Source organism: Pedobacter frigiditerrae, assembly GCF_004331645.1.
GTDB classification, from domain to species: Bacteria; Bacteroidota; Bacteroidia; order Sphingobacteriales; family Sphingobacteriaceae; genus Pedobacter; species Pedobacter frigiditerrae.
The window spans coordinates 231052-251689 of the sequence record NZ_SJSK01000003.1 but is presented as its reverse complement, the minus strand read 5'-3'; the positions used below and the strand labels follow the sequence as shown (position 1 = coordinate 251689).

Here is a 20638-nt window from a genome sequence, read left to right as displayed (position 1 = left end):
CAGATATGGCTTGTTAATCTTTGAAATCAATTGATTTTCTCATTGACCTTAAAAGTAAAATGGGCATTCCCAACGTTACCATTATTTGACAAGCCGTTTATTATGCCGATATATGTTCCAGCAACATCTGAAGTATAAAAAGTTATTTTACCCTCCCCTTTATCGTTAATACTAATATTTGGCGACCAATAAAGCACATTTCTAAAGTCTGGTAATCGATTATTCATCTGGGATTCAGAATCGTATGATGGATTATAAAACTCTCTTTTTAATTGTAGTCCATCATAATCCAATACTACTGAGTTTGGATTAATCTCAATATTTGCCAAATTACTTTTGAAACTAAAAAAACTCAATATTCCATCAAACTTCGATGAGCCATAATGATAAGATTCTGGAACGATTTCCAATCTTTCAATTTTATTAGGATCAATCGCCATAACCTTATCCATATTAAAATAGGGCAATCCATCTAAAAGCACTAGAGGATCATCGTCTAATGGCACATCCTTGGCCAATAACTTAATGCGATAACCATCTTCACTTTTTGATATAAAAGTTTCCTTAACTACTTCTCTTAAGCTTTCTTCCATGGTATTAAAGCGATCATAATCGTTAAATTTATAACTTTTAAAAGCTTTACCATAAAAGGTAACACTATCAGTTACCAAACCATTTGAACTATTAAATTTGTTAGGATTATAAGTATGCTGAACCTGAGTGTACATATTGTAGTTTTCGAACTGATCAATTAAATGCTGACTAAACTTGAAATCAGTTACATTAAATATGCTATATTTTTCAAAAAATGGGCTTTGAATAGTAATTATAGCTGAAGTATCTTTTTGATTTGTTTGAACAACGATTTCATTTAATCCATAAAAATCTTTAGTATTAAATGTAAAATTACCAGCAGTATCACTTAAAGCCTCATAAAACTGACCAATTTTTCCGGCACTGCCTAAATACACATTGGCATAATTAAGTGTTTTTCCATTCTTCTCCTTTACTTTACCCTTAATCAAGTGCCCATTATACTCTGGCAAGAATTTAAATTCAGGTTTTTTGGACTGCATTACATCACTCCAATTAAACCTGCGCCAGCCTTGTGTAATTAGCAAATTATTTAAATCTGAATACGCTTCTTCGCTATTTGTAAAATAATATGAAGGGCTTTCTACATACCCTTTCAATTCAGAAACCAGCCAAAAGTAACTCATGATATCACTTTCATCGATCCCTTGCAATGAATCTATTTTATGTACACTTACTGAAAGATCAGCAGAATTAACAATACCTATTGGATTTTTTAACAATACATTTACATCTACTTTTTTGCGTAATGAATATTGCGATTGATCAGTTGTTAGCTGAATATCTAGCTTTTTATTTGGCAGTTTAAAAAATAATCGTTCACATATTGCGGTTCCGGCCTCATTAAAAATGGTAAAATGAGATACGCCTTCATCAAGCTTTGCTGTTTCAATAAAAAAAGATGCTTTCCCACCAATTACATCCGTAGCAATAACGTTGGAGATATTTTTGCCATGATGAGAAAGAAGATATACCTTTTCATTTTTCATACTCGAATTAAGGTCGACTATCAAATTACCATCTTTTTGCTTATTTACAGACATCACATAACCTATCTTTTTGGCCGTTAAAAACTCTTTTTCTATCTTCTCCTTACCTAAAGAAGTTATAATGGCCCTATAACTCATATTTGGTTCAGGAGTAAACGGGAACTTTCCAATGCCAAATCTTGATGGTTTAAATCTTACTATAGTATCGTTTTTTTGATTGACTATTGCCCCAGCTAAATCTAAACCTCTTCCATTTTCACCAACTGCCTTAAAACCTACATTGCTTTTCAATCCCTCAACTAAATCTCCACCTTCAGCAAAAAATTGAATATTAAAATTTCTCTTAGCTAGATTTGAACCAGCAGGAGAAATTTGTGCGTTAAGTAAAGTGATTTTCTTTTCAAAAAATAACGCTACATCAAAATTTTTCATCCAGTTTGTATAACCCCTAAGCCTATATGAACCATTTTTTAAAGTTTTTGGAAGTTCAACTGCACCATTTCCACTTCCATTTTTAAGGGAAATTTTTAATTGTTTAACTGGTTGATTAAGTTGATCTAATAATTCGATGTAAGCAACTTTACTTAAGTCGGCAGGTTGATGCTGATTAGCATCAACAATATAAATCTTTAGCCATAATACTTCACCCGCTAAGTATTGCTCCTTATCGGTATGAATAAACATCTTTTCTTGAAAAACATTTTTTTGGTATGTTGTAAACGCATTCTGTACCTTCTCTAATACCTGAGCTTTAATGCTAGAATGAACATACATCAATAAGAAAACAACGGTTATTCTGCTAAATACTTTTCTCATCAAAACTATTTTTATTGCCAAAAGGCAGGTTTTTTATTTGTTCCCCTTAAAGTACAGTCTACACATTCCTTACTTGATGCCAATACGCCTGTGCCAACAAAAGCAATTGGCACCGTAAACCCTGATTGAAAATAAAGTGGAAAGTCAAGTGGTGTAGTAGGCTCTACAACAGCAGCATTACAATCGGCATTCAACGGTTTAGTAAAACCTGGCAATTCTCCTTTTGTGATGTATATCCTTTGTTTTTGAATTGTCCCGGCGCTTATAAATCCTATAACTGGTTCTAGAGGATTAGCCTGATTATGAATATTCCCAGTCAATTGTGAGGGTTGTGCATCAAAAATAGAACCTAAGGATTCTGTATTCTTTTTAAGGTTTTGCCAAAAATCATAAGCTTCTTTGGTTAGTGTATACTGTTTAACCAAAATGCTATACTTCTCTGTAAATTTTTCTGATGTTGAAGGATTAAGTATTATTGGTTGTTTAAAAATCACATCCTTATCAAGTTTTACAGAAGATCCAAGCACTATCGTACTAGATTTTGTATTACCCCAACATTGGTAAATAGAATTAGCAGAACTTCTACCCACTACATCCTTTCCATCCCACATTAAAAGAGATTGGTAAGCCGAATAGAATATCCATGTCTCTTCATATTCCCATCTATAATAGCGAGATTTATTGGTTTGGTCTTTGGTATTTACATAAATCTGTAGTCCCTTAGTAACATCTGCATCATAACCTACCAGATCAATTACAGGAGATACTTTAGTCTCTACAAAATCAGATAAATAAATAGTCCCATTGGCAGTTCTAATTCTAAGTCTATATTTTTTGCTAGGATCCAAATTTAAGGGTAAGCTTCCGTAAGTCCCTTTTTTTGTTGTCAATTCTGATAACGGATAAGCCTGATTAGATTCGCTTTCTACTGTTAATGTTGCACCAATTTCTGGTTTTGTAGTTGTTTTTTCTGAAACTAAAACAGTTCTGCTCAAGTTTATTATAGTAGAATCTGCACCTGCATTAATCATACCTTCTACCACCAAAATATTAGTATTTATTGGGGCTACAACAGGGTTAAAATTCTCTTTGCAACCGCTTAATAACAAAAGTAAAGCAACTATAGAAAGGTATGTTTTCCGCATAGACAAATTGTTTGTCCAGCTTTCATTTATAGGTAAATCAATGTTAGTCTTCTGCATAGCTAAAATTTAATATTGTAACTTATAAATGGCAAAATATTAGCAAAAATAGACAGTTTATATCCTGTTATCACGCCATTTTCCTTAACAAAATAAGTAGAATAAGCATTTTTTCTTCCTGTTAAATTATACAATCCCAGGGTAAAAGAATTATGAAAGGTTTGGTCTATTTTATGATTCCCCTCAATATTAAATGCCAAATCAGTTCTAAAATAATCTGGAATTCTATAGGCATTTCTATCAGTATAAAATACACGCTCACTACCAGCATAATAATACTTAGCTATTGGAAGTGTAATTGGTCTGCCAGTACTATAGGTTACATTTAATGAAAGGCTATAACGTTGTTTAAATGCATAGTTACCTGTAAAATTAAAGGCATGAGGCTTATCATGATTTGCTGGATAATATTCTCCCCTATTAATGGGTTCGCCAATTAATTCATTGTCCATTTTTAACATTGTTCTGGAATAAGCATAACTCATCCATCCAGTTAATTTACCTGCATTTTTCTTTATGAAAAATTCTATGCCATATGCTTTTCCTTTGGTACTAACAATATCAGTTTCAATATGATGGTTCATTATTAAGCTTGCCCCACTTTTATAGTCTAAATAGTCTTTTATTTTTTTATAATAAACCTCTATTGAGGTTTCTATTGCTTTACTATTGTAGTTTTTATACAGGCCTAATGAGACTTGGTTTCCAAATTGCGGTTTAATATTCGGGTCACTTAGTTTATAAATATCAGTTGGCGAGATGGCTGTTGTATTGGAAAGCAAATGAATATATTGCCTAAGCGTATTATAGGCAGCTTTAATTGAAAAATCATCGGTAAAGTTATACCTAGCAGACATTCTTATTTCTGGCCCATGATAGGTTTTAATTGGTTTGTTTTTTCCGAAACTAGTTTGTGAGATCTGGTTTTCTTCTGTAATTGGCAAATTTGCAGCATAATTATTTATCGTATTAGGTCCCAAATAGTTATATAAAGAATACCTTAACCCAGCATTTATAGCAAAATTATCGCTTACTTTAAATTCATCTCCCAAATAAATTGCGCTTTCTAAAGCCTGTTCCTGCTGAACAATATCTTCAATTACCAATGATTCTGAACCTATCGGTTTAAACTCCCCTGGGTTCAATTTGTAATAAATAGCTGATAAACCAAATCTTAAACTATGTTTTTCACTTAATGTATAGTTAAAGTCGCTTTTAAAGTTTGATTGATTAATTTTAAACTTCAAATTATATGCATTAACCGGATTTATATCACTCATGATGCTATAATCATAAAAATCAGTTCCTAAATTAAATGAGACATTTAATTTACTATTGAAAATATGTTTCCACTTTATGGATGCATTTTTATTACTGTAATTGTAGCTGGTATCACTGTTTAACTTAAAATTATCCTTACTATAATATCCCGCAACAGATAGCTCATTATTTTGGTCAAATTGATGATTTATTCCTAAATTGAAATCATAAAATGAGGCCTTACTGTTTTCATAGGCATCTGGAAGCAGTTTCAATAACCAATTTGAGTAGGTTGCCCTGCCACCTAATATAAAAGATGTCTTGTTACTATCTATAGGCCCTTCTATACTAAACCTGCTTGTAATTATACCTATGCCCGCGGTACCTGTAATTTTTTTCTTATTTCCATCTCGGTTATTAACTTCCAAAACTGATGAAAGTCGACCGCCAAATTTCTCTGGAATTGTGCTTTTATACAATTGGATATCTTTTACAATATCGGGGTTAAAAGCAGAGAAAAAACCAAAGAAATGAGAAGGATTATAAATTGTGGCATCATTAAGTAAAATTAAATTTTGATCGGTAGAACCACCTCTAACATTAAAACCCGTACTAGCCTCTCCAACGGTTTGTACACCTGGCAAAGTTAATACCACTCTTAAAACGTCAGGCTCACCAAATAAAGAGGGTACTTTTTTGATGGTTTTTAAATCTAACCTGCTTACTCCCATTTCCAGATTTTTAACAACAGATAATTTATTTGCTAAAATCTGGACCTCTTTTAATGTTAAAACCCTCTCTTTTAAATCAATATTCAGTTTTCCATCACCATAAACCATAATCTGCCTATTAGCATCATTTTTATTAGGAGCTTTTATGAATAAGGTATGTTTTCCTAAAGGGACGTTTAGTGAATAAAAGCCATCTTGATTTGATATTGCTTTAATTTCAGAATTTTCTATCGAGATACTCGCACCTTTTACCAGCGCTTCTGTTGTAGGTTCACGAATTATACCACTTAGCAAGGCTGTGCCAGATTTAGGGTCATTCGTTTTAATTCCTATCTCATACAATTTATTAGCAGTTGTGGCGTACTGTATTTTTTCATTTGCCAGATAGCTGGTATCATTTTTTTTCACGCTAACAGGTTCCTTGCCTACCTTATTTACGTAATAAGCTTGTGCCAAATCTAAATCGATTGTTTTACCCTTAATTAAAAAGATATTTTTATTGTGAATGGCAAAATTGATATTGGTTCCCTCAAATACCTTGTTTAATAAATTAGTAATGGTAAGTTGATTTGCGCTGACCGTGATTCTTAAACTATCTAGTTGTAAAACATCATAATAAAAATGGTAGTTGCTTTTTGCTTCTAGATCTTTAACTACCTCATTTATGCTTGCTTGCTTAAAATCAACACTGTAAAGAATTTCCTTATCTTTTTGTGCAAAAACTGCAGATGAAAAGAATAGGCAAAATATAATCAGTAAAACTATACGCATATCAATTGGCTAAGCTGTCATGATATTTGGCAATTAAAAGAATTACTTTGATAGGATCATCCTTAAATCTGACGCTAGCCTCTTGCAATAATTTTTTCATTTCTTTTTTATTTTTGTCTAATAAGTTAATGAGTGATCCATCGTCACTAAATTTATAAAAATGATTGTCCTTTTCTAGCAGGTATACTGTTTTCGGTTTAAAATAGTAAGGAATATCTAATTTAGTAGAAAAGCCTAGCTTCTCATTATGTTTTGCTATTACCCTTATTTTTCCATCGTATAAAACCTCAAAAAAACCAGGTTCAAAAGGCGCTTTATTGGCAGAATTTTCAAAGTTAAGGTACCTAAAATGGTGATTAGCAATTTCAAATTCACTTACTTTTTCAGATATTAAACTATAAGCACTTCCAGCTACAACAGAAACTAACTTATCAATGTATAAATCATACATCAAAGGAACTTCGTTATACTTAATTCCTTCATAAAAAATTGTGCCTTTGATAAAGGTAGTGTCTAAAAATATAGCAGATCCATCAACGCCGCTGCCATAAGTGTAGTAAGTTGGGCCATTAAAAAGCCTCGACTGTTCTTTAACAGCTGTTATAAAAATACGTTTGGCATTTTCTAAAGATAAGTTTTCGGCATCCTCTACTTGGGTTGTCTGGGCAAAAACAGTTTTTACACCTAAAAAATTCAAAACCAGCACACAAAAAACTAAAACCAATTGCTTTTTCATAAAAAAGTGATTCATGATGCAATATATATAATTCGTTTTAAAACTTTAGTCCCTATCATACAGCAATAATGTCTATGCTATTAGTTTTAGTTAATTAGCTTTTTTAGTAAAAATTAAGATAGACAATCATCATTGATTTATTTACAGGAAGAGATTCTTTATATTAGTCGACATGATCAATCCGAACCTAACCGCAAGAAAGCCAGTGCTTTTTTCATTGACCTTATTCCTCACTTCTTTTTTGGCTATTGCCCAAGAGAAAGCCGTACCCGTATTTAAAGATGGCGAAGCCCAAATTGTGGCCGCATTTGAAACACCAGAAAAATGGATCCGTCATGACTTATGGGTAGAAACCACATTTGATACTGATGGCGATGGAAAACTAGATCGCATGCACGTAAGTGTAACCAGGCCCTTCCAAACTGAAACCGAAGGCTTAAAGCTTCCAGTTATTTATGAAACAAGTCCGTATTATGCTGGCACGGCAGGTACAGCACCAGGAACATTTTGGGATGTGAAACATGAAGTTGGCGTAAAACCACCAGTGGCACGTATTCACCCAACGGTAAAACGCACAGGGACCAGGCCTATCATTTCTAATTCGCTAATTAGAGAATGGGTTAGACGAGGTTATATCATTGTACATTCATCATCTCCCGGAACCGGACTTTCGCAAGGCTCGCCTACCGTTGGTGGCATTAACGAATCATTGGCACCAAAGGCAGTTATTGAGTGGTTATCTGGTAAAGACAATGGTTATACCACGCCAGATGGCAATGAAAAAGTAAAAGCATTTTGGAGCACTGGCAGTGTTGGCATGACAGGTACATCTTACAATGGCACACTCCCTGTTGCTGCTGCAACTACTGGTGTAGAAGGTTTAAAGGCAATTATCCCTGTTGCGCCAAATACTTCTTATTATAACTATTACCGCTCAAACGGCTTAATCAGAAATCCTGGTGGCTATTTAGGCGAAGACGTTGATGTATTGTATGATTATATCCATAGCGGTGCCGAAGACAAAAGAGCTTATGCTGATAAAACAGTAAGAGATGGAGAAATGGCAAAAGGAATGGATCGTGTTACAGGAGATTATAATAGTTTTTGGGCAGGAAGAGATTACCTAAATGCTGTAAAACCTTGGAAAGCCGCCTTATTAATGTCGCACGGGTTTAACGATTGGAACGTAATGCCAGAGCATAGCTATCGCATTTACAAAGCGGTTGAAGCAAAGGGAATTCCTGCAAAAATCTACTATCACCAAGGTGGTCATGGCGGTTCACCACCCTTAAAAATGATGAACAGGTGGTTTACCCGTTATTTATTTGGCATTGAAAATGGCGTAGAGAAAGAACCCAAAGCATACATCGTAAGAGAGAAAGAGCCTAACACCAACCCTACTGCCTATGCAGATTATCCAAATCCGGCAGCAGCAGATGTTAAACTTTACCTTGGTGTTGGCGGAACTAGCCATGGCACATTGTTAACTGACAAACCAGCAAATCAATCTTCAGAAAAATTAAGTGATGATGTTTCCTTTTCAGGAAGTGATCTAGCGAAGGCAGAAAAATCGACACATCGTTTATTATATGTTAGTCCTGTTTTAAAAGAAGCTGTTCACTTATCTGGCCTTGCCCAAGTTAGCGTTAAACTAGCCAGCAGTAAACCTGCAGCTAACTTTTCAGTTTGGTTAGTAGCCTTGCCTTGGAGCGAAGGAACTGGCGTAAAATTAATGGACAACGTGATTACACGTGGATGGGCAGATCCTCAAAACTATAAATCGATAACTAAAGGCACCCCGTTAACGCCTGGCAAATTTTACGATTTAAAGTTTAACCTGCAACCAGATGATCAGATTATCCCAGCAGGTAAACAAATTGCATTGATGATTTTCTCGAGCGACAAGGAATTTACACTTTGGCCTAAAGCGGGTACAGAAATCACTATCGATTTAAACGGCACTACACTTACCCTACCTGTTGTTGGTGGAAGCATTGCTTTAGAAAAAGCCATCAAATAATTCTTTTATCAAATCATTTTTTACTGAAGCGATAATTACCTTGTCGCTTCAGTTCATGAAACCATCTTAAATGAAAAAACTAGTTCTATTGCTCTTCTTCATTACCGCTTTATCCTCAAAATCTCAATCACAAACTGTTAAGCTACCAGATTCTATTTATTCTGGCAAACAAGGTGGATTACACGTACAGGGTGTAGTAATAGATAAAAAGAATGGCTTTGTTTATTTTTCTTTTACAGATAAGCTGTTAAAAATGGATTTAAAAGGTAATCTAATTGGCAGTGTTACTGGTTTTGTTGGCCATCTGGGCGATTTAGACCTTACTGCCGATGGTAAAATTTATGGTTCATTAGAATATAAAAACGATGCCATTGGCAAGGGCATTAAAAAAGAATTGGGTGTTAAAACCGTTAATGAAGATGGTTTTTACATCGCCATATTTGATGCATCACGCATTGTACGCCCTAACATGAATGCAGAAAAGGAAGATTTATTGCGTACGGTTTATATCAAGGAAGCAGTAGATGATTACATGGCAAATGTTAAAGTGGGCAATAAAGAGGTAGCGCATCGCTTTGCATGTTCTGGTATAGATGGTGTTGCATTTGCACCTGCAATAGGAAGTCCGAGTAGTTCTAAAAAATTCCTTTATGTAGCTTACGGTGTTTATGGAGATACAGCCAGAAATGACAACGACCATCAGGTAATTTTAAAGTACGATGTTGCTGATTGGGGGAAATACGCACAAAAGCTTTCGCAAGATAAACTACACCATTCAGGACCACAGAAACCAATGGAAAAGTATTTCGTAAAAACAGGCAATAGCCGTTATGGCATCCAGAACATGGCTTATGATCCTAATACTGGCAATTTGTTTGCGGCTGTTTATAAGGGAGCCAAACCTCAATTTCCAAACTATGATCTATTTGTTATTGATGGCAAGAAAAAACCAACCGACACTTATATCTTATCAGACAACCAAAAAACAAAGGTAAAATCACTGTCGTTATTAGCCGCAGGGCTAAAAGATGTAAAATCTGGTATCAGAGGCTGGGTGTTTCCTTATGGCGCTACAGGTTTGCTGCCATTGGGCGATGGTTTGTTTTACATCTCTCACAACAGTAAAGCTAAAGACGGGCAACAACAGACTACTATTTATAAATATAAATGGGTTGGTGATGAGAAAAATGCGTTTGTTTTAGTGAAATAGATTTTAACAACTAAAGAGAGGGGTTGCAATTCGCCTAACCCAACCAGCTTGTCATCCAGAGCGCAGCGAAGGATCTATTAGAGGAGTCCACATTATAGATTCCTCCAAAGTCGGAATGACAAGATTATATGCATCATGCTTCCCGATGTAAAATCGGGAGTCATCCTAATGCAACTTAATCATTTTTTAAAACTCAAACCTTCTATCGCTTTAAGATTGCCAGTCAAGCTGGCAATGACGCCTTACAGATTTCAACCTAAACGTTAAATTATTTAAGTTTATAAAGTAACTCCGCAAAGGGAACAATAGCGCTTACTTGTGGATTATGGTCTGCTGCTAACACTTCAACAGGTATGTTTCTTTTCCTTGCACGTTCTGCCTGTGAGGCGAAATCATCATTTTCAGGAAGGGTGCCTTTAGCCACGGTTAAAACATAATGCGCAGGAATAGTGGAAACTCCCCTTTTTAAATGAAGAATCTCTGTAAATGTTTTTAGCGATTGAGGTACATCTTTTGGTATCGGCTGACTTGCTTTAACCCAAGCTGGAACTAAAAAGCCATTTACCTGATTTTTAACCAAACCATCAACTTTACCACCAAATAACCCAACTACACTTTCACCATCATTGGGTAAAAAGGCATCAACATAAATCATTTTTTTAATCCGATCAGGAATGCTATCTACCACTCCCGTAATCACCATGCCTCCATAACTATGACCAACCAATACCACATCATCCAAATTTTCGTAAAGAATTTGGTTCACCACATCTTTAACATGTGTGCTAAGGTTCACATCGGCTGATGCCAAATGAGCCCTTTCTCCTTGCCCTGTTAAAGATGGTCTGTAAACCTTACAACCTTTAGCAGTTAAAATGGAATCTACTTTTTTAAAGGCATAACTTCCACCCCAAGCACCATGAACAATTACATACACTGTTTTTTTTGACTCCTGGGCAAATACTGGTAACGATAAACCAATTAACAGAATGGATAGCCAATTTTTAAGTTTCATTTTATACTTTTTGAATGATGGTGATTTTAAGGATTGGAAATCCAATATAAGGATTTAGAACAAACCAACAAAGATTATTGTGCTACATTTAGTACTTTGCTCCTTCGTTAACCGTCATATCGAACGCAGCGCAGCGAGGAGATATCCGGATTGGATGGTTAACTGTAGTAATCGGTTAATTGGTTAATTGTTGAAGTTGTTGATTGTTGTATCCCGATAGCTATCGGGAGGTTAATTGGTTAAAGTTGGAAGATTGCACCGTGTTAAATACTGTTAAAGTAAAATATTAAATTGTTTACATCCCTACCTTTAATTATGAAACATATTGAGTTAAAAAAACTATTTCCCTTCTTTTTTCTACTATTACTTTCTTCTGGCTCATTCGCTCAAGAAGCCGAAATAGTAACCAAGCTAAATACCATCATTAAGCCAATTCATACCCTATCGCCAGATGGCAGTTTTGATGATATTGATTTTTTAGGCGAGGTACTGCAGGAAAAGAAAATAGTTGCGCTTGGTGAAGCGACTCACGGTACTAGAGAAATATTTGATTACAAAGACAGGTTAGTCCGTTATTTGGTTGCGAAGTTAAACTATAAGGCGATTACTTTTGAAGCCGATTTTAGTGGATTGGAAGCCATAGATAATTACATCAATGGCAAAACAGATAGCGCTATCATCGGTAATAACCACAAACCCCTCTTTAACTGGCTTAAAGATTTTAACAAGGACAAAACTGAGCAAGATAAAGTGCATGTATATGGCCTGGAAATTCGGGAATTTAGTTTGGCCATTGATAGAATATTAAGTCTCAACTGGAACATCAGTCAACAAGATCAAACCATCTTATTAGGTATTCGAAACACGCCCTTCGAGAAAATTGATAAACAAAGCTTAGCCGATTTAAAGAAGGTTTGCACTCGTTTACCTGTTAACGTTTACACAAAAATGCTCCTCCAATTGATAGACAATTACCAAAATTTTATTGGCATTAAAAGTAAGATTGGGGTTAGGGATAAATTCATGGCAGAAAATGCAATTGCATTAGCAGAAGGCATACCCAACAGCAAGCTCATCATTTGGGCGCATAATGGTCATGTTGCAAAATCAGCCTTATACAACAAACCCACCATGGGCCAATATTTGTTTAAGCAATATGGGAGCCAATACCATGTCATGGCAACAGACATTAATAAGGGATATGTTAGTGTGAGAACAGTGGTGGCTAAAACCAAATCTTTTTCAAGTACGCAACCTTTATACCTTCCTGAAGTTTCTACAGACAAGGGTTATGAGTATTACTTTAGCCAATGCAAGTTTAAAAACTTCATCTTAGCTATAAATAAAGCCACGGTCGACTATCAATTACGCTCCTTTTTTACCCAACAAAAAGAAATGAGAATGATTGGCGGTACAAGCACTCCATTGAATAAAAAATTAGCCATTTCAACTCACTTCGATACGATTATCTTTTTTAATGAAACAAATAGCCTTTAGGGGTTGAGGTGTGGAGTTGGTTAGGCGTTGAGGTGTTATGGTTAATCGGTTAAAGTTGTAATAGGTTAATTGTTTATTCCTTCGCTCCTTGTTCGTCTCCGCTTCGTCGTTTGTTCGTCGTTTGTTCGTCTCCGCTTCGTCGTTCCTTCGTCGTTTGTTCGTCTCGGCGTCGTCGTTCCTTCGTCGTTTGTTCGTCTCGGCGTCGTATCTGGTTCGCCACAGAGTCGCTACTGCGTCGTAACAGCGTCGCCACTGCTTCGGTCCTGGAGCGAAGAAAAAACGACAAAGAGACGACCCAGTAAATAACTTGTTACCTCTCTGTTAGGTTGTTGGTATGATGCAGAAGCGAAGGAAAGACGATGGAGCGTGGAGCGCTGAGCGATGAGTTGTAGAGATGTTGAGTTGAGAAGGGTTAGGGTTGAGAGGTTAGGTGGTTGGTTGGGTGAGCTTTTCCTTTAGAACAGAGGGATTTTAGAAGCCAGTGCTTTCGGGTTAGAGATCACTTCTTCGGGGCGGGTGTAGCCTAGTTGCGTCATTCCAGTGCAGACGGGAACCTCGAAAGGCTCAGCTAAGCTTGATAAGATTGCCCGCGATGATCTTTGTTTTCTCCGATTTTTTCCCCTTTTTAATCCATATAATAAAACCTGTAATGGGTAGTCCCGCAGCAATAAGGCTAGCCAAAAAGGCTAATATTTTTCCGAACATTCCCAGAGCGCTTCCCGTATGCAAATCGTAATTGAGCGCTATAAGCTTTGGCGTAATTCCAGCTGCCGCCATAGGGTCTGCTTCCATTAATAGCTTGCCAGTATATTGGTCAAATCGGTATTGTCTGCGATCATATAAGTGCTCTTTAGACTGATAGGCAGAAATGTTTACGGTTCCGCTTTTTGCTGCCGGGAAATTATAGAGAAAATAGGCAGTTTTTGGTGATTTTTCTAATGACTGTTTTAAAATTTGGTTGGCAGATGCTTTGGTAGTTTGGGTAGTATCAGAAAGTACTTTTGATTTTTTATCTGTTGTGAGCTCGAATGACCAGGCTAAGCCAGTAAGCGCAATAACCAGCAATGGGATTAGCATATAAAACCCTAAAACATTATGAAGATCGTAATTGAGTCTTTTGAATTTCCCATTCCATTTAATGGCAAAGTTTTTCTTCAGCTGCTTTTGTTTCCATTTTTTTGGCCACCAAAGTACCAGTCCAGAAAGTAACAATATGCCAAAACAAACGGTAGACCATTTGACAATAAAATGCCCCAAACCATCTCCCAGCAATAGATTCATGTGAAGGGCAAGTACTACTGTAAAAAACTCTTTGCTGGCATCCTCTTTAAAAACAACCTTTCCTGTATAAGGATCAAGGTAAACCTTTAAATAATAGTCGTAATAATTCCAGTAGCCAGAACTTTTTTTGTTTATTTTAAAAGCACGAAACATATAGGTTCGCTCAGGATCTTGCGATAATTCGGCCCTGGTAATTTTATGTGTTTCGCCAAGCGACTGTTTAGCAATAGAAAGAAGTGTATCAAGCGATAACTTTTCGTTTTTTGGTACCACGCTAACATAGCGCCTATCTTTGTAAACGATATCTTTAATCTCATCAGAAAAGGTATAAATGGCACCACTTATACCTAAAATAACCACCACTAGCCCGGAGGTAAGTCCGAGCCAGAGGTGAATTTGCGCAATGAGTTTTTTTAGTGTCAATCCTTAAAACTTATAAGTTAAGCCTGCAGCTATGGTTCTTGGTAGTTGTGCGCTAAGTGTACCCTGTCCGGTAAAATAACGTTCGTCAGTCAAGTTATCTACTTTTATCCCAATGCGATATTTTGGTTGATCATAGAATAGCGTAGTAGTTATTAAGGTGTAGCTTGGTAAGGTAAATACGCCTGTAACTACCGAATTTCCACTTAAGTGCTTTCCAATGTAGTTTAATCCTGTTCCTAAACCTAGTCCCTTTAGGTTACCAGATGGGATGGCATAACTGATCCAAGAATTAATTAATGTCGCAGGTCCTGCTGATGCTGGTCGTCTTCCTTCTAGTGCTACGGTTGATTTTGTCAACTTACTATCGTTATAACTATAACCAGCAATGATGTTAAGACCATCAATAGGATTTGCAATTAGCTCCAACTCTACACCTTTGCTCTTCTGGGTTCCATTTTGCACGGTAACAATGTAATTTGTACCCCCAACATTCACTTCTTCAGTACGAGTCATGTTATCAACCTCAATATCATAGTAGCTTGCAGTAAAGCTAAGTCTACCTTGGAAAAGATCTGTTTTAACTCCACCTTCAAACTGATTGGCTTGCTGTGCTTTCAAAGTACCAGAAACATTAGAACCTGCTGGTTGAGTAACAGGTGGCACATTGGCAAAACCATTCATGTAATTCCCGAATACCGAAATACGATCAGGTAGTATTTGATATACAAGGCCTAACTTTGGAGATACTGCGGTTTGTTGGTACTTAGAATTAGCAACAATTTGATTAGTGGCTTGGTTTAAGGTACCACGGTTCTGAAAACGGTCGATGCGTAAACTTAGCATGGCGGTTAGTCTATCGGTCACACTCAATACATCAGAAGCATAAGCACTATAGATATTGCTCTTAGTGGCATTTTTTGTAGGTGCTGCTGTACTGGTAGCCAATCTTGCCTCAACTGCTGCACGAGAAATTTTTACATAATTTGCATCTGCTGGATTACGACCGCTAACATTATCAAATACGATATATGGAGAATTATCATTATTGATGGTTTGGTTTAAATAATCTAGCCCAGCTACCATCCTGTTACGAAGTCCAAGGATTTTGAAATCGCCAATAAAGTTTTGCTGAAGGTCTGTTGCAGTATTTACCGAATTTTGTAAGGAAACATTACGTTCCAACATCTCATCACTAGTGGCACCTCTTAAGAATGAATAGACGTAAAATCCATCAGAACGACGTGAGTTAGCAGAATATATAGTTTGCGAAGTCCAGCTATCAGATAATTTATAGGTAATCTGCCCCTTAATGTTCATCGTAGGATTTTTCATTACCAAATCATTGCTGGTAAAAGAGCGTTTCCAGTCGAAATTTAATTCTTCAGGTGTTTTTGCAATGTAAGGTCTAACCCTATTCAGGAATATAGTTGAAGGACTGGTACCCTCTAGCGAATAGAAACCTGCCGTTAAGCTAATGTTCAACTTTTCATTTGCACGATATTCTAACGTTGGAGCAACAAAGATAGAGCGTTTAAAACCTGCATCTTGAAAGCTTCCTTGGTTCTGATAGGCAGCATTTAAGCGGAAAAGTAGTTTTTTATCTGCTTTCACTGGCCCATAAATGTCTGCACTCAAACGATTAAGTCCATAACTACCAGTGGTGAAGTTTACCTCACCCCCTACTGTGTCTAATGGTTTTTTGGTTACTATGTTTATTAATCCACCAAAAGAAACTGCAGCTCCTCCAAACAATGTACCCGATGGGCCTTTGATAAGCTCTACACGTTCAATATTGGCAGGTTCAATTTCTCCATTAGTTTGTGATGGAACGCCATCTACAAAAGCCGCTTCGGTACGGAAACCTCTCATCGTATAAAAAGAAGCACCATCACTATTAATCCCTCTATTATTCTGGATTTTGTAAACACCTGGAGAATTTTTTAATGATAAACTGAACTCAGTAACCATCTGTTCTGTAAGTAGTGTTTTCGGAATAGTTGTATATACCTGCGGATTTTCAAGGTTGCCTAAGGGCATCTTGGAAGAGGTTGTAGTTTTCTTTACCGAGAATTTGTTCGTACTTCCACCGTTTACAACAACTTCCTCTAGCTGTTGATTGCTTTCTGAAAGTGTGAAATCTTGGGTAGATGTTTGCCCTTCGCTAATGGTCACCTCACGCTGCTGAGCTTCTAAACCAACATAACTGGCTATAATAGTATAATTTCCACCCTTAATATCTTTGATGGTATAATTTCCCTTTGCATCTACTTGGGCAGATTTCCCTCCCTTAATGGTTACGGTTACAAATTCTGCAGGCTTACCGTCTTTTGTTTTCACGGTTCCTTTAATAATAGCGCCAACCGTAACTTGTTGGGCAAAGCTAGTCAAGTAACTAAGCAATAGGAAGAAAGTAAAAAGGGTAATTAATGTGTGTTTTTTCTTTGAGGTACGAAGTTTGTACATACTTTTGTGATTGTTAATTGATTCTAAAATTGGTTGACAAAACTACCCGGTGTATTGGTTTGGCGACTAGGCACCGGGTTTATTGTTTTTAAGCTTATAAATTTCAAGTTTCGACAAAAGTATAAATATTAACTGGAATCAATCTAAATAAAAATAAATTATCTCATTTATCTTTTTAATCTTCACAATGGCGGGGTGTGGCATTAATCTTAACTATAGCTTGTAGCTATCTTTACTTCTACTGGAGCGAAAAATCTTGCATAAACTTCATTTAAAATGATTTGGTAAACTTTCCTTAATTTGTATAGGTTACACAATAAATAAGTTCTAAATTCCGTAGGGACAGTAAACTAACAACTACATCTGAGCTAACTTGTTGAAGCGGGTTAGACCTTAGTGTTTACATAAACTTCACCTTCATTTCCCTTGGCAAACAAACAGTCTTCACCTAGTCTTCCTATAGTCCCTATTCAGTCTCTATCCCATTCCTATTCAGTTGTACTATAGTAGTAGTATAGTAAAATATCGATTTAAGGGACCTATGCCGAACTCCTATAGGCAAACACTAGCATTTGACGGGTAATTATAGGGAGATTGGTTGTGAATTAGTTCATTGGTTCATTGGCGCCGTTAGTTTCCCGAAATCCCTATAGCTATCGGGACGGGACAGGTGCGCTCTGTCGAGGAGATGGCATGATGAAGGGTTAACGTAACACCTAGCGAACTTCGGACTTCTTCCGGTATTTGTTGCTCGTTTTTCGTCTTACGGACTTTCCGACTTCCCAACTCCACAACTCCACAACTCAACATCTTTTCTCTTCTTCCGGTCTTTCGGACTTTTCAAATAAGAATTTGTAATTTACCAACTCAAGCCTGTGCAATTATGAAGTTGAAATTTACATTGCTCCTATTTTTTTCTCTTGTAGCGAATAGGTTATTGGCGCAAGAAAATGTGCAGGTGTTACAAGCTGTAGTGCAAAACGTTTACGATAAGGCTAAAAAACATTCACTGTACCGTAAAAATGTAGATTGGGACATTTTACATCAGCAAGTTTTCGGCAGTGCCATACAGACAAGGGCTGATCTCGAAAAAAAAGTAGCCTTGATTTTCGAAACCCTAGGAGACAAGCATGCCACCCTGCTTTATCATGGCAAACGGGTAGTTTATTCAAAACCTGCCAGTTCATTTGTACCCAGGCCAGCACTAAAGATTGCTCCTGATTATGCTTCAAATGGCTTTAGCACCAAATTGTTGGAAGCCGGCTATGCATATATCGCTTTGCGGTCGCCAGTTAAAAGCGATACTCGGAGCTTACAAAGTTATCAAGACCAGCTTTGTGCGCTTAACCTAAAAAACATCAAGGGCATCATTGTAGATTTACGCTTGAATGAGGGCGGTAGCATCTTTCCGATAGCGGCATTTGGTCAGTTATATGGCGGTGAGCGCATCGGATACAATAGTACTCATGATGGGCTCTCAGGCGCTTGGAAAGTGAAGGCTGGAAAGTTCTATCAAAATAATTCGTTGGTGTCTGCTGTTAAGTCCCAGTGCAAGGGCAATGATCAAATTAAAATTGCTGTGCTAATCAGTCAAATAACGGCCAGTTCAGGAGAAATCATAGCAACAACATTTAAGGGGCGAGCGAATACAATTTTTATAGGCGAAAAAACTTATGGACTGCCCACGCTTAATATAGAATTTAATTTAGGCAATGGTTATTATTTGGGCATAGCAGCATCTTTTATTGCAGATCGCAACGGAAAAGTCTATCCTAATTACCTCTCTCCCGATCTTGAAATGATAAACGGCGATGATTTTGCAGACCTGAACCGTGATGTGAAGGTTAAAGCGGCAATGGAATGGCTGAAGAAGTAATGTGGGTCGTTTTTCGTTGTGGGTTGTTCGTTTATCGACACACGACAGACGAAAAACACAACTACAAATTTTTGTCAATCAACACCTTTAGCTTTTCTATATCCAAACCACCTGAGTAAAGCACTGTACCATTTTTGGCAAGCAGTACCACTTGCGGAAAAATTGCTATACCATAATCTTTATTGAGCTGTGGGTTATCTCCATAAAGAATTGAATAATTAACAGGGTGTTTATTTACAAAGGATGCAATATTGTTAAGGTTGTCTTCGGTATTAATACCTAGCAACTTAAAATTCTTTTTTGCATAAGTTTGATGAAGTGAATTAAGTTTATCTACCGCTTCTATACAAAATCCACAATTCTTAATCCAGAATTCAAGTAAAACGAGCTTACCCCGGTGTTGTGAAAGTGTTTCTTTGGTAGCAGACAGGTAGTTGGTGAGTTCCCAGTTCGGGGCGGTTGTGCCAACTTTAATGGGTACAAGTGGAACTTTTGGTGCCTGGAGTGTGTATTGATCTAGGTAATTGGAATAGAACCATGACTTTTCTAACACTTGCACTGGACTGGTTTCTATAGCTGTAAAGTCAGTTCGATTTAAATCCTGTGAATTAACCTTGGTTTGCAAAATTGTAACCGGCAAGAGCGTGGATTGATCTACAATAACAGTATAGTTAAAGGTAAGTTCTTTGGTAACCTTCGAATAATCGGTTCCCATGTAATTGATTAACTTATTGTGCAGTACAAATCGCAATTGATGATACCTTTTTTGATTAATCAAAGTGTCTGAAACTGATTTCTGAATACTTTGATCCTTAATAACCATTGGCAGTATATTTCTTAAGGTTACTATCGAATTGTATAGTGGTGATTTGCCTTCAAGATGTGTTGCAGATTTGATAGGATATAGGGTTAGGGTTTGGGTCTTTTTGTTACCATTAAACAGCTCGGCGTTATTAAATATAACCGTACTTCGGCTATCATCGTATTGGAACCTCATGCCAGCTAGATCATCTTCTTTGTTAAATTCTATATACATTTCTCCTTCATCCTTAGCCATGTAATCTTCTGATGGGTAGCTAAACATTCTGGCATAATGGTATTTTACCCTTTTTAGGCTGGCAAGTTGATCACTCAGCTGCTGGAAAATTAAAATGGGGTCGCTTTTAACATACTGTGAGTTTACCATGGCTGTTGCGCCCAAAGGCAAAAACAATGTCTTTAAATCGTTAGCTGTATAAGGCGATTTTATCGAGGCCCATCTGTTAACATACATTTGGTTGGACTTTCCACTAAGTTGATGATTAGGGTTTAAATGAGTTGTAGCCGCAAAAGAAGAAAGCGACGTGACGAAGTATAGCAGCGTGTTTAAAGCTTGTTTAAGATTGTTCATGATATTAATTTTAATCGAATTTAGCCTTTTTAAACTGCTGCCTTTTCTATTTTAGACTAAGGGCTCCTTAAATTCGACCGACATCAAAAAAGGACTTTAGTCGAAAAAAAATGCGTTTTAGTCGAAAGATAAATGGAAGGAAATTTCGATTGGCAAATAATTTTCACCTTGCCACGATCTTGAGGTTTATTTTTCAGTTTTTCGTTGCTCGTTGGGCGTTGTTCGCTGGGTAAACAGTTCCTTTAGGGCAGAAGGATTTAAGAGGCCAGTGCTTTTGGGTTAGAGACCTCTCGTCGCTCCCGAAGATCCCGATAGCTATCGGGACGGGACAGGTGCGCTCTGTCGAGGTGACGGTATGATGGAG

Annotated in this window: 12 protein-coding genes; 4 read left to right on the top strand and 8 right to left on the bottom strand. The window is 36.7% G+C overall.

Annotated features, from left to right (window positions below):
- Window positions 1-26: 26 nt before the first annotated feature.
- Genes EZ428_RS12790 through EZ428_RS12775 form a run of 4 tightly spaced genes read right to left on the bottom strand, consistent with a single transcriptional unit; the run spans window position 27 to window position 7114 of the window.
- Window positions 27-2399, bottom strand: coding sequence for a hypothetical protein (locus EZ428_RS12790; protein ID WP_131553564.1), 2373 nt, complete (start codon window positions 2397-2399; stop codon window positions 27-29).
- Between the two features lie 11 nt (window positions 2400-2410).
- Window positions 2411-3601, bottom strand: a complete 1191-nt coding sequence (locus tag EZ428_RS12785; protein ID WP_131553563.1) for a DUF4249 domain-containing protein — start codon at window positions 3599-3601, stop codon at window positions 2411-2413.
- 2 nt (window positions 3602-3603) lie between these two features.
- Window positions 3604-6363, bottom strand: coding sequence for a TonB-dependent receptor (locus tag EZ428_RS12780; RefSeq protein WP_131553562.1), 2760 nt, complete (start codon window positions 6361-6363; stop codon window positions 3604-3606).
- 1 nt (window position 6364) lies between these two features.
- A complete protein-coding gene (locus tag EZ428_RS12775) occupies window positions 6365-7114 on the bottom strand; it encodes a hypothetical protein (protein ID WP_131553561.1) in 750 nt (249 codons plus the stop codon).
- 157 nt (window positions 7115-7271) lie between these two features.
- Between EZ428_RS12775 and EZ428_RS12770 the strand changes: the two genes are divergently transcribed.
- Window positions 7272-9119 (top strand): Xaa-Pro dipeptidyl-peptidase, encoded by a 1848-nt coding sequence (locus EZ428_RS12770; protein ID WP_131553560.1) that lies wholly within the window; start codon window positions 7272-7274, stop codon window positions 9117-9119.
- A gap of 70 nt (window positions 9120-9189) precedes the next feature.
- Window positions 9190-10329 (top strand): hypothetical protein, encoded by a 1140-nt coding sequence (locus EZ428_RS12765; RefSeq protein WP_205945697.1) that lies wholly within the window; start codon window positions 9190-9192, stop codon window positions 10327-10329.
- A 268-nt stretch (window positions 10330-10597) separates the two neighbouring features.
- On the opposite strand, the gene EZ428_RS12760 is transcribed toward EZ428_RS12765, so the two are convergent.
- The gene (locus EZ428_RS12760) at window positions 10598-11344 is read right to left on the bottom strand and encodes an alpha/beta fold hydrolase (RefSeq protein ID WP_131553559.1); all 747 of its coding nucleotides are present in this window, start codon (window positions 11342-11344) and stop codon (window positions 10598-10600) included.
- Between the two features lie 315 nt (window positions 11345-11659).
- Here EZ428_RS12760 and EZ428_RS12755 point away from each other — a divergent pair, with 315 nt between their 5' ends.
- Complete coding sequence (locus tag EZ428_RS12755) at window positions 11660-12841, top strand: erythromycin esterase family protein (protein ID WP_131553558.1); 1182 nt, start codon at window positions 11660-11662, stop codon at window positions 12839-12841.
- Between the two features lie 564 nt (window positions 12842-13405).
- Here the strand turns inward: EZ428_RS12755 and EZ428_RS12745 are convergent.
- Window positions 13406-14545 (bottom strand): PepSY-associated TM helix domain-containing protein, encoded by a 1140-nt coding sequence (locus EZ428_RS12745; protein WP_131553556.1) that lies wholly within the window; start codon window positions 14543-14545, stop codon window positions 13406-13408.
- A 3-nt stretch (window positions 14546-14548) separates the two neighbouring features.
- The gene (locus EZ428_RS12740; RefSeq protein ID WP_131553555.1) at window positions 14549-17008 is read right to left on the bottom strand and encodes a TonB-dependent receptor; all 2460 of its coding nucleotides are present in this window, start codon (window positions 17006-17008) and stop codon (window positions 14549-14551) included.
- A gap of 883 nt (window positions 17009-17891) precedes the next feature.
- Here EZ428_RS12740 and EZ428_RS12735 point away from each other — a divergent pair.
- Window positions 17892-18884: a S41 family peptidase gene (locus tag EZ428_RS12735; RefSeq protein WP_131553554.1), complete on the top strand. Its 993-nt coding sequence runs from the start codon at window positions 17892-17894 to the stop codon at window positions 18882-18884.
- 61 nt (window positions 18885-18945) lie between these two features.
- On the opposite strand, the gene EZ428_RS12730 is transcribed toward EZ428_RS12735, so the two are convergent.
- Window positions 18946-20274 (bottom strand): TlpA family protein disulfide reductase, encoded by a 1329-nt coding sequence (locus EZ428_RS12730; RefSeq protein ID WP_131553553.1) that lies wholly within the window; start codon window positions 20272-20274, stop codon window positions 18946-18948.
- Window positions 20275-20638 lie beyond the last annotated feature (364 nt).

Coding starts and splice junctions, on each gene's coding strand:
- EZ428_RS12790 (WP_131553564.1), bottom strand. CDS start 2,399: ATGAGAAAAGTATTTAGCAGAATAACCGTTGTTTTCTTATTGATGTAT.
- EZ428_RS12785 (WP_131553563.1), bottom strand. CDS start 3,601: ATGCAGAAGACTAACATTGATTTACCTATAAATGAAAGCTGGACAAAC.
- EZ428_RS12780 (WP_131553562.1), bottom strand. CDS start 6,363: ATGCGTATAGTTTTACTGATTATATTTTGCCTATTCTTTTCATCTGCA.
- EZ428_RS12775 (WP_131553561.1), bottom strand. CDS start 7,114: ATGAATCACTTTTTTATGAAAAAGCAATTGGTTTTAGTTTTTTGTGTG.
- EZ428_RS12770 (WP_131553560.1), top strand. CDS start 7,272: ATGATCAATCCGAACCTAACCGCAAGAAAGCCAGTGCTTTTTTCATTG.
- EZ428_RS12765 (WP_205945697.1), top strand. CDS start 9,190: ATGAAAAAACTAGTTCTATTGCTCTTCTTCATTACCGCTTTATCCTCA.
- EZ428_RS12760 (WP_131553559.1), bottom strand. CDS start 11,344: ATGAAACTTAAAAATTGGCTATCCATTCTGTTAATTGGTTTATCGTTA.
- EZ428_RS12755 (WP_131553558.1), top strand. CDS start 11,660: ATGAAACATATTGAGTTAAAAAAACTATTTCCCTTCTTTTTTCTACTA.
- EZ428_RS12740 (WP_131553555.1), bottom strand. CDS start 17,008: ATGTACAAACTTCGTACCTCAAAGAAAAAACACACATTAATTACCCTT.
- EZ428_RS12735 (WP_131553554.1), top strand. CDS start 17,892: ATGAAGTTGAAATTTACATTGCTCCTATTTTTTTCTCTTGTAGCGAAT.
- EZ428_RS12730 (WP_131553553.1), bottom strand. CDS start 20,274: ATGAACAATCTTAAACAAGCTTTAAACACGCTGCTATACTTCGTCACG.